Origin of the sequence: Alloacidobacterium sp. (assembly GCF_035631355.1) — a bacterium.
Classification (GTDB): domain Bacteria; phylum Acidobacteriota; class Terriglobia; order Terriglobales; family Acidobacteriaceae; genus Alloacidobacterium.
On record NZ_DASQIX010000010.1, the window covers coordinates 20,679 to 33,509 of the forward strand.

Consider the following 12,831-nt stretch of genomic DNA (forward strand, 5'->3'; position numbering starts at 1 on the left):
ACCGATGACGGAAGCGATTATTCGAGCGCAGCAAGTGGAAAAGTTTTACGCCCAGCCGAGCGAAAACCGCATTCAGGTCATTGCTCCTACCGATCTTTCCATTCTTCCGGGCGAAATAGTTGCTCTGCTGGGGCCCTCCGGCTCCGGAAAATCGACGCTGCTTCGTATGCTTTCCGGCCTGTCAAAGCCCTCTGCCGGACAGGTCTTCTGGCATGACAAACCGATTGAGACGATGCATATTAATGTCTCGATTGTCTTCCAGAGCTTTGCGTTGTTTCCCTGGCTTACTGTTCTGGAAAATGTGGAAGCACCGCTTAGGGCTACTGGTATTGAGCCGGAGGCCCGGAAGGAACGCAGCCTCAAGATTCTGGACACAGTTGGTCTGGACGGCTTCGAGACTGCGTACCCGAAAGAGCTTTCAGGCGGGATGCGGCAGCGCGTCGGCTTTGCGCGTGCTTTGGTCGTCGAGCCGGAAGTGCTGTTCATGGATGAGCCTTTTTCCGCGCTTGACGTTCTGACGGCGGAGAACCTGCGCAGCGAATTGCTGGAGCTTTGGCAGAAGAAGACGATTCCCACCAAAGCCATCTTCATAGTTACGCACAACATTGAAGAGGCTGTGCTGTTGGCGGATCGAATCATCGTCTTGGGACGCAATCCGGGACATGTGCGGACGGATTTCAAGGTTGTGATTCAGCATCCACGCGACAAGAAGAACGCGGCGTTCACCAGATTGGTGGATTACATCTACACGGTGCTCACGCGGCCTGATGTGACGCCAGACGTGCCGCGCCTGCATACCGATGGACGGCGCGTACGCGATCAACGGCAAATGCGTTATGAAATGCTGCCGCATGCGCGTCCGGGCGGGATCGCGGGTTTACTGGAGTTCATCATTGATTTTGGCGGGCACATTGATGTGTACCGGCTGGCGGACGAGCTTTCCTTCGAGATCGACGACCTGCTGCCGATTGTGGATGCGGCCCAACTGCTCGGCTTCTTGACAGTTGAGGAAGGCGATGTGGCCATCACGCCTGCCGGACGCGAGTATGCAGAATCGGAGATTCTGAAGCAGAAGGAGTTGTTCCGCGCGGCGGCGGTGGATCATGTGCTGCTGTTGCGGCAGATTACGCGGGCCCTCAACAACAAGAATGACCATACGGTCCCGGAAGAATTCTTTCTCGACATGCTCGATGAGCAGTTCAGTGAGGATGAAACGCAGCGGCAACTGGAAACGGCGATCAACTGGGGCCGCTATGCGGAACTCTTCGATTTCGACGCGGCAAAACGTCGCTTCATTCTTCCGGAGACCGAGGAGGAAACAGCCGAGGCGGTGTCGGAGACCGAAGAGCCGTGAAGATGCGCTACACACTTTCGCGCTCTCTGGTCATCGAGCGCTCGTGGCCGTTTTTTCTTGACCTGACGGTGGCGATGGGGCTGCTAGCTGGCTTCTATGCTGTGCTGCAGATTGCGCGCTACTGGTTGAGCGGCGCAGTGCCGGAGGTGGAGATATCGCAATCGCCGGCGATGCTGCCACTGTATGCGTTTTATTCCTGCGTGCGCATCGGCGTTGCTTATCTGTTGAGCCTGCTGTTTGCTGTGGGCTACGGCTACATTGCCGCATATAACAAGCGTGTGGAAGCACTGATGATTGCCACGCTCGACATTCTCCAGTCGATTCCGGTGCTGAGTTTTCTGCCCGGCGTGATGCTGGCGATGATGTCGCTGATTCCCAGCCGTCAGTTAGGGATTGAGTTTGGCGCGATCCTGCTGATTTTTACCGGGCAGGTGTGGAATATGGCCTTCAGCTTTTACTCATCGCTGAAGAGCATTCCGCGCGAATTGCAGGAAGCCTGCACCATTAACCGTTTCTCGCGCTGGCAGAGGCTGTGGCAACTGGAGCTTCCCTACGCAACGATCGGCCTGGTGTGGAATTCGATGGTTTCAGTCGCAGGTGGCTGGTTTTTCCTGATGGTCTGCGAGATGTTCCCAGTGGGCACGCGGAATTTCCGGCTGCCTGGTTTGGGATCGTATCTGCAGACGGCCGCTTCAACAGGTAATTCGCTGGCCATGACTTACGGACTGATTACGATGGTCGCGATTATTGTGTTGACCGATCAGCTAATCTGGCGTCCGGTGATTGACTGGTCGGACAAGTTCAAGTTCGAGAATGTAGAAGCGGCGGACCGGGTCAAGTCGCCGGTGCTGGCGGCGCTGCGGCAGTCGAATGTGCTGGGAGCGATCCATCAGCGGACCTTCGCGCCTCTGGGAGAGCATTTCTATCGCACGATTGCGAGACGGCGTGAGCGGCGGCACGGTGCTCAAAGGAATATCCAGAAAAAAAGCAATGTGGCGGTTACGATTGTGTTCGCGATCCTTATCGCAGGGGTTATCTGTTTTGCAGCGTTCAAAGCGATCCTGCTGCTGCGAGAGGTCCCACGATCTGAATTTGCTGCCCTGCTCGAAGGCGCGGTAGCGACGTTTTTTCGCGTGAATGTCTCATTGCTGCTGGCGGCGGCATGGACGATTCCGGTGGGCGTGGCGATCGGCTTTAATCCAAAGCTGGCGCGGATTGCTCAGCCTCTGGCGCAGGTTGCCGCGTCGTTTCCCGCGACGGCGCTGTTCCCGGTCATCCTCCTGGCGCTGATGAAACTGGGAGCTGGACTGGGCATCGGATCCATTGCGCTGATGATGCTGGGAACGCAGTGGTACATCCTGTTTAACGTGATTGCGGGCGCGATGGCGATTCCGTCAGAAATGCGCGAGGTCGCGCGACTGTTTCACTTCACTAGCATGCAATACTGGACGATGGTTATTCTGCCCGGAATTTTTCCCTTCTTGATTACAGGATTGGTTACTGCGTCCGGTGGGGCGTGGAATGCTTCGATCATCGCCGAATATTTCCATTTGAAAGACCAGACTCTGCACACGATTGGACTGGGCGCCCAAATCAGCGCGGCCAGTGATGCGGGCAACTTCCCTGTTCTGCTGCTGGCGACGATCATCATGGCGCTGATGGTGGTGACCATCAACAGGCTGGTCTGGCGGCCACTGTATAAACTCGCCGAGACCAAATATCGGCTGGATTGAACTCTATATGCGTACTGTTCAGTTAGTTCGGCTGATTTGCTGGAATGATGAGCTTGCGCAAAAGCGCGCGACGGAAATAGCAAAGCTCGGATATAAGGTGGAATCACTGTCGCTGCATGGATCGAGCGCGTTTATCTCGCATATTCGCAATCTGAATCCTGCAATTGTCGTGATTGATCTGGACCGACTGCCTTCGCACGGACGGGAAGTCGCGATTGTGCTGCGCGGCAGCAAGACGACGCGCCACATCCCAATTGTTTTTGCCGGAGGCGTTGAAGAGAAAGTCACACGGCTCCGCATGGAGCTACCAGATGCGGTCTTCACGTTGTGGGAGAAGCTTGCGGGAGCGTTGCAGAAAGCTCTCGCTTCGGCTCCTATTGAGCCAGTGCAACCAACCCCGCACATGCAGCGCTGGCACAATTCTCCTTTAACAAGGAAATTGGGCATTTCGGCAAATATGAAAGTAGCACTGATAGGCGGTGCTGAAGATGCCATGGAGGAGATTATTGGCGAGCTGCCGGAGGGCGCGTCTTTAAGTGCGCGGATGGTTCCGGGAACGCAGCTTGTCCTGTATGTTGCCCATTCGCTGCGCGAGTTGGATGCAGCAGTCGATCATGCAGAGGCGCACCTGCCGGAAGGCGCGTCATTCTGGATCATCCATCCGAAAACCAGCGCAAAGCTGCACACTGATTTCAATCAGAATGATGCGCGCAATCTGGCGCTGGGACGCGGTTTTGTCGACTACAAGGTCTGCGCGGTGGACGCGCAGTGGTCGGGATTGAAGTTCGCTCGCAGAAGGAAGTGACCTGGGCGTGCTTGCGAAGCAGGGTGGCTTCCGGAGAGAATGGGTTCGTTAACCTCTAACAAGGATTTGCAACTGTGACAGATACAATTCGCGCCGGAGTTATTGGCTTTGGACTTGCAGGACGCATCTTTCATACGGCTGTCATCTCGGCTACGCCCGGGTTGGAACTGGCGGCCATCGTGCAGCGCACTGGAGACGAAGCAGCCAAGGCGTATCCCAACGCCCGGATTTATCGCTCGATTGAAGAACTGCTGGCGGATGACAGCATTCGCCTGGTTGTGGTGGGCACGCCCAGCCCTTCGCACTTTGAGGTTGCAGAGCAATGCCTGCGAGCGGATCGCGATGTGGTCATCGATAAGCCCTTTGTCTTGACTTCAGACGAAGCAGCACGGCTGATCCGGCTGGCGCGCGAGCGCAAGCGGCTGCTGACGGCGTACCAGAACCGGCGCTGGGACGGGGACTTTAAGACAGTGGAGAAAATACTCGTCAGCGGCCTGATAGGGCGGCTGGTGACCTTTGAATCGCACTTCGACCGCTTCCGGCCTCAGCCCCGGCAAAGAGGTTGGCGAGAAGACGGCGGGCCGGGCGGTGGCACACTTTTCGATCTGGGTCCGCACCTGATTGACCAAGCGCTTACGCTGCTCGGTAAACCCGAAAAAATATCCGCATCAGTGCGAATCGACCGCGAAAACGGCGCTGTCGACGACGTGTTCGACATTACGTTGTTTTATGCCACGACGACGGCATATCTGCGGGCGACAACGCTTGCCAAAGCGCCTGGAGCACGCTTTACCCTGCATGGCACGCAGGGCAGCTTCGTAAAATTCGGGCTTGATCCGCAGGAAGAGGCGCTTAAAGCAGGCACGAGCTTTGACTCGCCGGGATTTGGCTCCGAGCCTGAAGAGGCGTGGGGAAAGCTGTATCTGGAGGGTGCCGCGTCACAAAGTGTAGAGACAGAAGCGGGCGATTATCGCGGCATCTACGCCAACGTGCGCGATGCGCTGCTGGGCGAGGCAAAGCTGGCGGTTACGCCGGAGCAGGCATGGCGGACAACTCGACTGATCGAGCTGGCGCGCGAGAGCAGCAGCCAGGGCCGCGCGCTGGCAGTCGATTTCAGCGATGAGCCGTAAGGGCTTAATGCGCTTTGTAGTAGTGCAGGAACTGCGCTGCGGAAAAAGCAACCAGCCAGAGTCCTGCGACAAGCGATCCGATGGTCACCACCCACCTGCGGACCCTGGACTCATCGGGATGGAGATTACGTTTCTGACGGGTGAAAAAGTGATGACCTAAAAGTCCTATCCCTAGAAGAATAATGCCAATAATAAGGGTAGTTGTAGCCATGGCGAAACACTCTATCCCCTTTGTATGACGGTTGGAAAGAAGAAATTGATGGAATCCAGGCGCGAATTCGTTTGCGTGGGACAAACCATCAGGCTGGTCAGGGTCAGCCGCCGCGATACACTAAAGTACGCATCCTCTTCAAGGACAAGGCATGAAGCTGCTTCGCTGGCTATGGGTTGTTCTGACGCTTGGCCTGCTCGCCCAGGGATTCCACGTCGCCATGTTTGTTGTTCCTCCTGACAGCAACCAGGGCAATATTCAGCGGATTTTCTACTATCACATCTCCGCCTGGTGTGCGATGAGTATTTTTTTCGCTATCAATCTCGTAGCGTCTATTGCTTATCTCATATATAGAAACCGCAATCATATCCGGGCGATGAAAGCAGACGCGCTGGCTATTTCGACAGCCGAGATGGGCGTGGTTTTCTGCACCGTCGGTTTAATTACGGGGTCGCTCTGGGCGCGGCCAGTGTGGGGCATCTGGTGGACGTGGGACGAGAGACTGACTTCGACGCTGGTGCTCTATCTCATCTATGTGGCGTATCTGCTGCTGCGGCGCTTTGCCGCCGGGCCGCAGATGCAGACGCTGGCCGCAGTGATGGCGATCTTCGGGTACGCCGATGTGCCTATCGTCTATATGTCCACGCGCTGGTGGCGCACGCAGCACCCGGCGCCGGTATTCTTTGGCGGCCCGAATGCGGGGCTTGATCCCAGCATGTATCCGGCCGTGTGGTGGAACCTGGCGGGGTGGCTGGCTTGGGGGGCCATGATGGCCGCCTTCCGTTATGGCGTAGCTGTGCGCGACCAGAAGCGAGAACAACAGGAAGCGCTGCGGGCGCTGGAAGTGACGGGGTAACGGCCATGAATCCAATGTTTCATCGCCATCTTGTGCTGGCCTATGCGGTGACCTGGGTCATCCAGCTTGGTTATCTGGCCTATGTTGTTTTGAAGTGGCGGGCTGGCAAGGGAGATTAGCCGTCCAAGTCTACGTGTCTTTCTCTGATCCGTTTTCTAATTAAAAAATCCGAACAGTCTTCATGCTTCTACCGTCTTAGCGTGTGAATGGGAGAGTTGACCCAGCTTGGCACGGTCAAATGAGGCGGAGTTCACAGCATTCGTCCAGCGCCAGTCACGCTTTGTTTTTCGCGTGGCCTATGCCGTGTTGCGCCATGCTCATGATGCCGAAGACGTGGTACAGGAGGTCTTTCTGAAGCTCTATCGCAATGGAGCATGGGAGAAGCTGCAGAACGAGCAGGCGTTTCTGGCGCGCACTGCGTGGCGGGTTGCAGTGGACAGGCTTCCGAATCTCTCCAGCATGTCCGAAGCAGATACGGAAGTGCCATCCTCCAATCCGACTCCGGAAGAAAATGTGGTAGCGTCCGATTGGCACAACAAAGTGCACCGCCTGATCGATGGTTTGCCTGAAGAACTCCGGCAGCCGTTAGCGCTTTCTAGCATTCAGGAACTAAATTCCGGAGAAATTGCCACGATTCTCGGCATTCCCGAAGGCACGGTGCGCACCCGGATAATGCGTGCCCGCCAGCTTCTGCGGGAGAAACTGGCGGCCATGGAAGAAAAGGGCTATGCAAAACGACTTTGAACTCGACGCGAAATTCGAGCAGGCTTTGACCAGTTATGCCGATCCTGCCAAGGCGGGCGATCCGCAAGCGCTGACAAGACGCGTGCTTGTTGCGCTTGAAGAGCGGCGGCAGCATTATTGGTGGGTAAGGTTAACGATTGCAGCCCCTGCGCTCGCATGTCTGCTGCTGGTTGCTTTCTTGACGCAACGACAGCATCAATCAGCGAACCAGACAACAACACGCGCAGTTCAGGTTCCTGCTACCCCTCCAATATTGCCGTCTGCATCAACGGCGGAAGTATCACATGTTGAGCAAGTCCATGTCACTGCGGCACGCCATGCGCAGAAGCATCTGCCCAAACTCGATCAATTCCCTACGCCAACGCCTTTGACGGAGCAGGAGCAACTGCTGATTCAATTCTCCGGACAAGCGCCAACGAGCACGAAGCAGCAAATAGCGAAAACGCAAAAGGAGTCGGATGCACCTTTGCGCATTGCAGATCTAACGATCCCGAAGCTTGATTCCAACACTCAACCTCAATAACAGGAGCCACCATGCGTCGAATTACCGTCTTCTGCCTGGCACTCATCCTATTCGCGACACCCAAAAGCATGTTCGCGCAGCAGGACAGTAAGCCAGCCGAGCCGCCCGCTCATTACTATCAGCTATCGTTCTCCGTTCAGGAAGTCGGGGAGAACGGAAAGATTACTAATAGCCGCGCTTATACCACCTCGATTGAGACTCGTTCCCATGACAGACAAAGTATTCGTACTGGTGACAAAGTGCCAGTAAAAGCGGACGATAAAGGCAATTTGCAATATATTGACCTTGGTGTGAATATCGACTGCTGGAATGCTCAGGAAATCAATGGCAAACTCGCGATTCTGATCAGCGCGAACGTCAGCAGCACGGCAAAAACGACCAATGCATCTGATCTTCCCCCGGTGATTCGGCAGAACCAATGGTCGGCCAACGCGCTGGTTCCCATCGGAAAGCCCACCGTTATCTTTTCTTCAGACAATCTTCAGGACAAGGATAAGATTCAAGTCGAGCTGACAGCAACCCGGATAGACTAGCCTCTGCAAAAAAGCAACGAGGCTGTCTTGCGGCAACCTCGTTGTCCGAGGAGGGTTTACTGCTATTTGAAGAAGCTGATCACTTTGGAGTGTTGCCTCTCTCATAGCGAAGACAGATTTTTAGGGAAAAAGTTTCGTTAAATCGAAATTTTTGTTTAGGCCAGGCGTTTGCGCGCTCATGGAGCCGATGGAGCCGAACGGATCGCCGCATTTGGATGCCCACCTAATTAGCCACCGCCCAGCCCATGGGCCTAAGTGTAGGTTGCAGTCGCGCACCGTTTTAACGATACAACCTCACAGGGGTCAGCTTTAATTACAGGACAAACTCATGCGGATACACGCCTTCTCAATAGAGGAGATCGCCAAAGAGTCTGGCGTGGACCTTCTGAGAACCAGCTTTCATGGGTATTAGAAAGCCCGTGAATTCAAATGAGATAATCAGAAAGAGACATGACAAACAAATCTCAGCATCCGCTTGAAAAGATCCTCAGAAGCCGCATCGCCATTATCGATGGAGCGATGGGTACGACGATCCGCACCTACGGCATGAAGGAAGCCGATATTCGCGGAGAGCGCTTCAATGACGCAACCAAGGGTTTGCTGAATAATGGTGATCTCTTTACCCTGACTCAACCCCAGATGATCGGTGATATTCACCGCCGGTTTCTGGAAGCTGGGGCGGACATCATCGAAACAAATACCTTTGGCGCAACCAGCATCGCCCAGAGCGAGTTTTTCGTGGATGACCCGCGGGAACATGGCGGCCGGAAAGACCCTGCTTTCTATCAAAAAGTTATCGACGATTCCTTCCTCAATAATCTTGCCTGGGAAATCAATGAGCAATCGGCGCGGCAATGCCGGGAATGGGCAGATCGAGTTGCCAATGAGACAGGCCGACAACGGTTCGTGGCGGGAGCGATCGGGCCTCTAACCGTATCACTTTCGAACTCGCCCGATGCCGAGGACCCAGGCTTCCGGGTAGTGACATTCGATCAGGTCAAGACCGCTTATATCCAGCAGGTGCGGGCCCTCATCGCCGGCGGCGCCGACCTGCTTCTGGTGGAGACCATCTTCGATTCGCTGAATGCCAAAGCTGCGCTTGTCGCCATCCGTGAGGTATTTGATCAGGATGGCAAGGAGTTGCCGATAATGATTTCCGCAGCAGTGGGACGTGGCGGCGAAACAATGATCTCTGCGCAAACCGTTGAGGCGTTCTGGAACGCTGTTCAGCATGCAAAACCTTTGTCCGTAGGGCTCAACTGTTCTCTTGGCCCCAATTTGATGTATCCCTTTCTTGAAGAGCTGGCGGAAAAGGCTGATGTGGCGATTTCGTGCTATCCGAATGCTGGCCTGCCCAACCCGCTCTCGCTAACCGGGTTCGATCTTGGGCCGCCTGACATGGCACGGTATCTTGGCGACTTTGCGCGGGGGGGGTTGATCAACATCGCTGGCGGATGCTGCGGTAATACGCCAGAGCACATTGCGGCCATCGCCAAAGCGCTCGAAGGTCGCCCTCCGCGAAAACTGGACCTTGTATGTGCTGTGGAATCCTACGCCAGTGAGAGCCTGGCATGAGCCCGAGCATAGCCGAGGCCATTGAGACAAAGCCTCTCCGTCTTTCCGGATCGCAGCCGTTTACCCAGCAGCCGAACGTCTACATCATGATTGGTGAGCGGACCAACGTAGCTGGTTCGCCAAAGTTTGCCAAGCTCATCAAAGAAGGCAAATACGAGCAGGCTGTCAGTATTGCCAGGCAGCAAGTCGAGAATGGGGCCAACGTCATCGACATCTGCATGGACGAAGGCATGATCGATGGCGTAGTCGCGATGACCCGAATCCTGCAGTTGCTGGCAAGCGAGCCGGAAGTCGCCAAGGTGCCCTTCATGATCGACTCCTCGAAATGGGAAGTCATCGAGGCTGGGCTGAAGTGCATGCAGGGTAAGGGCATCGTTAATTCGATATCCCTTAAGGAAGGCGAGGACAAGTTCCGCCAGAATGCCGCTACGGTGCTCAAATATGGCGCGGCAGTTGTAGTAATGGCGTTCGATGAACAGGGGCAGGCTGCGACCTACGAAGACAAGATCCGCATTTGCGACCGCGCTTACCACATCCTGGTCGATGAAGTAGGTTTTCCACCGGAAGACATCATCTTCGATCCGAACATTCTTACCGTTGCTACCGGCATGGAGGAGCACAACAACTATGCGCTTGATTACATCAACGCAACGCGATGGATCAAGGCCAACCTGCCTCATGCGAAAGTCAGCGGCGGCGTGTCCAACATCTCTTTCAGCTTCCGAGGCAATAACAAGGTCCGTGAGGCGATGCACTCGGCGTTCCTCTATCACGCCATTGCAGCAGGCATGGATATGGGAATCGTAAATGCCGGTCAGCTCGAGATTTACGAGGAGATCGAGCCTGAACTGAAGGTAATGGTTGAGGATGTGCTGCTTAACCGGCGTCCCGATGCGACCGAGCGCCTGGTGGAATACGGAGAAACTCTGAAGGCAGCAAGTGCCGGCGCAACCGCGAACGAAAAGAAAACTGAAGAGTGGCGCAATGGCACGGTAGAGGAACGTCTTTCCCACGCCCTGGTCAAGGGCATCGACACATACATTGATATCGACACAGAGGAAGCCCGCGCCAAGCTAGGCCGCCCTCTGGCGGTAATCGAAGGCCCGCTGATGGACGGCATGGGTGTAGTGGGCGATCTGTTTGGAGCCGGCAAGATGTTCCTGCCACAGGTTGTCAAATCAGCGCGCGTAATGAAGAAAGCTGTGGCTTACCTGACTCCTTTCATGGAAGCCGAGAAAGCCGCGATGGCCGCTGCTGGCCAGGAAGTCAGGACACAGGGAAAGATCGTGCTCGCAACAGTCAAGGGCGACGTTCACGACATCGGCAAGAATATAGTCGGTGTAGTTCTCGCCTGCAACAACTACGAAGTCATCGACATGGGAGTCATGGTCCCTGCGGAAAAGATCCTTGAGCGAGCCAAAGCGGAGAATGCCGACGTGATCGGCCTCAGCGGCCTCATCACACCATCACTCGATGAAATGGTGCACGTTGCGCGCGAAATGGAACGTCAGGGTTTCAAGTTGCCGTTGCTCATCGGTGGTGCAACCACCAGCCGGGCACATACCGCCATCAAGATTGCGCCGCATTACAGCGAGCCCGTCGTTCACATATTGGACGCCAGTCGCGCAGTGCCTGTGACGACCAGCCTTCTAAGTGAAGAAAACAGGTCTGCCTTCATCGAACAGTATCGGGCCGAATATGAGGCTGTCCGCAAGGCGCACTCTGCTCCGCGCCTGAAGGCTGTCTCCATCGAGGTTGCGCGTTCAAGGCGTACCCCCATCGATTGGCGTGCAGAAGATATACCTGCACCGTCTTTTACCGGCGTGCGCGTGCTAGACAACTTTCCTCTCGCGACGCTGCGCGGCTTCATCGACTGGTCTCCGCTCTTCCATACCTGGGGATTGAAGGGTGTCTACCCGCGCATTCTTGAGCACGAGGAATATGGCGCACAAGCTCAGCAAACCTTTACCGAAGCCAATGCTCTCCTGGACACCATCATTCAACAGAACCTGCTGACCGCGCGCGGCATATATGGCCTGTTTCCTGCCTCAGCCATAGGCGATGATGTCGAGTTGTACATCGATAACACGCGCGAAAGGGTGCTCGATCGGTTGCACTTCCTTCGCCAACAATCAAATCGCGAAGGAAGCGAGCCGTGCCGCTCCCTCGTCGACTTCATCGCACCCAGGGAAACAGGTCTTCCCGACCATATTGGCGCCTTTGCCGTAACCAGCGGAATCGGCCTCAAGGAACTTTGCGATCAGTTCAGGGCCAAGCACGATGACTATAACGCGATTATGGCTGAGGCCGTCGCCGACCGTTTGGCAGAAGCCTTTGCCGAATGCCTGCACAAGCGAGTGCGGGAAGAATGGGGTTACGGCTGTAGTGAAGGACTCAGCAATGACGATCTGATTCAAGAGAAGTACAGGGGAATCAGGCCGGCTCCGGGATATCCAGCATGTCCCGATCATACCGAAAAAGGTACAATCTGGCGTTTGCTCGACGTGCAGGCAAACACCGGAATCATGATTACCGAGTCGTTTGCGATGTGGCCCGGGTCGAGTGTAAGCGGACTCTATTTCGCCCATCCGGAGTCACGTTATTTCAATCTCGGCAAGATTGAGCGTGATCAGGTTGTCGACTATCACGAACGCAAAGGAATGACTGTGGAAGAAGTCGAGCGGTGGCTTGGCCCCTATCTGAACTATGATCCTGCAGAACCAAGGTCCTCGTAGGAACTCACTCATGGCGGCAACTCTAACGACGCGCTCCTGCCTTGTTGGGCACTCTTGCGATGATGTTACTTTGGACTCGTTGCGAATTAGGCTATCTGGATTTCAGTTAGTCGCTTCGACTCCCATCAGACGCAAAAAATAACGAGCGGATTTGTGGTCCGCTCGTTGTTAATTCTCCTTCTGTGCAAGCAATGCATACAGCGCTTGCAACCATAGGGTGATTATTGGACGGTTACAACACTGGTGGCACTGGCCGTCAGACCGGCACTGCTCTTGAGCGTCAGCTGAACCGTATAGCTTCCCGCGTTCGTGTAAGTGTGGGTCGTTGTCGGTGTCCAGTTTACCCAGGTTCCATCGCCGAAGCTAATGGTCCGGCCAGTGATCGTGCTGTTGCCGCCAGCTTGACTCGCTGACGAATCGATATTGACCGTCAGCGGAGCCGTTCCACTGGTCGGCGTCACATTCAACACCGGTACTGGGGCTGCCTGTGCCGGGGGTGGAGGGGGAGGAGCCGATACGGTGACCGTGCTGGTGGTGCTGGCTGTCAGGCCGGCCTGGTTCGTAATGGTCAGGGTCACGGTATAGGTTCCTGGGTTCGTGTAGGTGTGCGTGGTGGTGGGCGTACCGCTCAC

The 12,831-nt window shown here is 55.5% G+C and carries 12 protein-coding genes; 10 read left to right on the plus strand and 2 right to left on the minus strand.

The annotated features are described in order from the left end of the window. Positions 1 to 4: 4 nt before the first annotated feature. The 4 genes from VEV40_RS03265 to VEV40_RS03280 all read left to right on the plus strand — a co-directional run bounded on the left by VEV40_RS03265 (position 5) and on the right by VEV40_RS03280 (position 5,022). Positions 5 to 1,354: a nitrate/sulfonate/bicarbonate ABC transporter ATP-binding protein gene (locus tag VEV40_RS03265; protein WP_324830129.1), complete on the plus strand. Its 1,350-nt coding sequence runs from the start codon at positions 5 to 7 to the stop codon at positions 1,352 to 1,354. A 2-nt stretch (positions 1,355 to 1,356) separates the two neighbouring features. After that, positions 1,357 to 3,087, plus strand: a complete 1,731-nt coding sequence (locus tag VEV40_RS03270) for an ABC transporter permease (RefSeq protein WP_324830130.1) — start codon at positions 1,357 to 1,359, stop codon at positions 3,085 to 3,087. A 7-nt stretch (positions 3,088 to 3,094) separates the two neighbouring features. Continuing rightward, a complete protein-coding gene (locus tag VEV40_RS03275) occupies positions 3,095 to 3,892 on the plus strand; it encodes a hypothetical protein (RefSeq protein ID WP_324830131.1) in 798 nt (265 codons plus the stop codon). Between the two features lie 74 nt (positions 3,893 to 3,966). Next, positions 3,967 to 5,022: a Gfo/Idh/MocA family oxidoreductase gene (locus VEV40_RS03280; protein WP_324830132.1), complete on the plus strand. Its 1,056-nt coding sequence runs from the start codon at positions 3,967 to 3,969 to the stop codon at positions 5,020 to 5,022. A 4-nt stretch (positions 5,023 to 5,026) separates the two neighbouring features. On the opposite strand, the gene VEV40_RS03285 is transcribed toward VEV40_RS03280, so the two are convergent. Then, the gene (locus tag VEV40_RS03285; RefSeq protein ID WP_324830133.1) at positions 5,027 to 5,233 is read right to left on the minus strand and encodes a hypothetical protein; all 207 of its coding nucleotides are present in this window, start codon (positions 5,231 to 5,233) and stop codon (positions 5,027 to 5,029) included. A 151-nt stretch (positions 5,234 to 5,384) separates the two neighbouring features. Between VEV40_RS03285 and VEV40_RS03290 the strand changes: the two genes are divergently transcribed. The 6 genes from VEV40_RS03290 (at position 5,385) to metH (ending at position 12,199) form a co-directional block, all read left to right on the plus strand. After that, positions 5,385 to 6,089: a cytochrome c biogenesis protein gene (locus VEV40_RS03290; RefSeq protein WP_324830135.1), complete on the plus strand. Its 705-nt coding sequence runs from the start codon at positions 5,385 to 5,387 to the stop codon at positions 6,087 to 6,089. Positions 6,090 to 6,314: 225 nt separating this feature from the next. Beyond that, positions 6,315 to 6,833 (plus strand): RNA polymerase sigma factor, encoded by a 519-nt coding sequence (locus VEV40_RS03295; RefSeq protein WP_324830137.1) that lies wholly within the window; start codon positions 6,315 to 6,317, stop codon positions 6,831 to 6,833. After that, entirely contained in the window at positions 6,817 to 7,356 is a 540-nt protein-coding gene (locus VEV40_RS03300) for a hypothetical protein (protein ID WP_324830139.1), read from the plus strand. The genes VEV40_RS03295 and VEV40_RS03300 overlap by 17 nt, the downstream gene beginning before the upstream one ends. 11 nt (positions 7,357 to 7,367) lie before the next feature. After that, positions 7,368 to 7,889 (plus strand): hypothetical protein, encoded by a 522-nt coding sequence (locus VEV40_RS03305; RefSeq protein ID WP_324830141.1) that lies wholly within the window; start codon positions 7,368 to 7,370, stop codon positions 7,887 to 7,889. Positions 7,890 to 8,339: 450 nt separating this feature from the next. After that, a complete protein-coding gene (locus VEV40_RS03310; protein ID WP_324830143.1) occupies positions 8,340 to 9,464 on the plus strand; it encodes a homocysteine S-methyltransferase family protein in 1,125 nt (374 codons plus the stop codon). Then, complete coding sequence (metH, locus tag VEV40_RS03315; protein WP_324830145.1) at positions 9,461 to 12,199, plus strand: methionine synthase; 2,739 nt, start codon at positions 9,461 to 9,463, stop codon at positions 12,197 to 12,199. The genes VEV40_RS03310 and metH overlap by 4 nt, the downstream gene beginning before the upstream one ends. Before the next feature lie 221 nt (positions 12,200 to 12,420). Here metH and VEV40_RS03320 read toward each other — a convergent pair. Continuing rightward, positions 12,421 to 12,831 (minus strand): PKD domain-containing protein (locus VEV40_RS03320; protein WP_324830146.1); only part of this gene is annotated, 411 nt, incomplete at its 5' end.

Excerpts from the sequence above, each read along its gene's own strand:
- VEV40_RS03285 (WP_324830133.1), bottom strand. The coding sequence starts at position 5,233 with ATGGCTACAACTACCCTTATTATTGGCATTATTCTTCTAGGGATAGGA.
- VEV40_RS03265 (WP_324830129.1), top strand. The coding sequence starts at position 5 with ATGACGGAAGCGATTATTCGAGCGCAGCAAGTGGAAAAGTTTTACGCC.
- VEV40_RS03310 (WP_324830143.1), top strand. The coding sequence starts at position 8,340 with ATGACAAACAAATCTCAGCATCCGCTTGAAAAGATCCTCAGAAGCCGC.
- VEV40_RS03290 (WP_324830135.1), top strand. The coding sequence starts at position 5,385 with ATGAAGCTGCTTCGCTGGCTATGGGTTGTTCTGACGCTTGGCCTGCTC.
- VEV40_RS03305 (WP_324830141.1), top strand. The coding sequence starts at position 7,368 with ATGCGTCGAATTACCGTCTTCTGCCTGGCACTCATCCTATTCGCGACA.
- VEV40_RS03270 (WP_324830130.1), top strand. The coding sequence starts at position 1,357 with ATGCGCTACACACTTTCGCGCTCTCTGGTCATCGAGCGCTCGTGGCCG.
- metH (WP_324830145.1), top strand. The coding sequence starts at position 9,461 with ATGAGCCCGAGCATAGCCGAGGCCATTGAGACAAAGCCTCTCCGTCTT.
- VEV40_RS03300 (WP_324830139.1), top strand. The coding sequence starts at position 6,817 with ATGCAAAACGACTTTGAACTCGACGCGAAATTCGAGCAGGCTTTGACC.
- VEV40_RS03275 (WP_324830131.1), top strand. The coding sequence starts at position 3,095 with ATGCGTACTGTTCAGTTAGTTCGGCTGATTTGCTGGAATGATGAGCTT.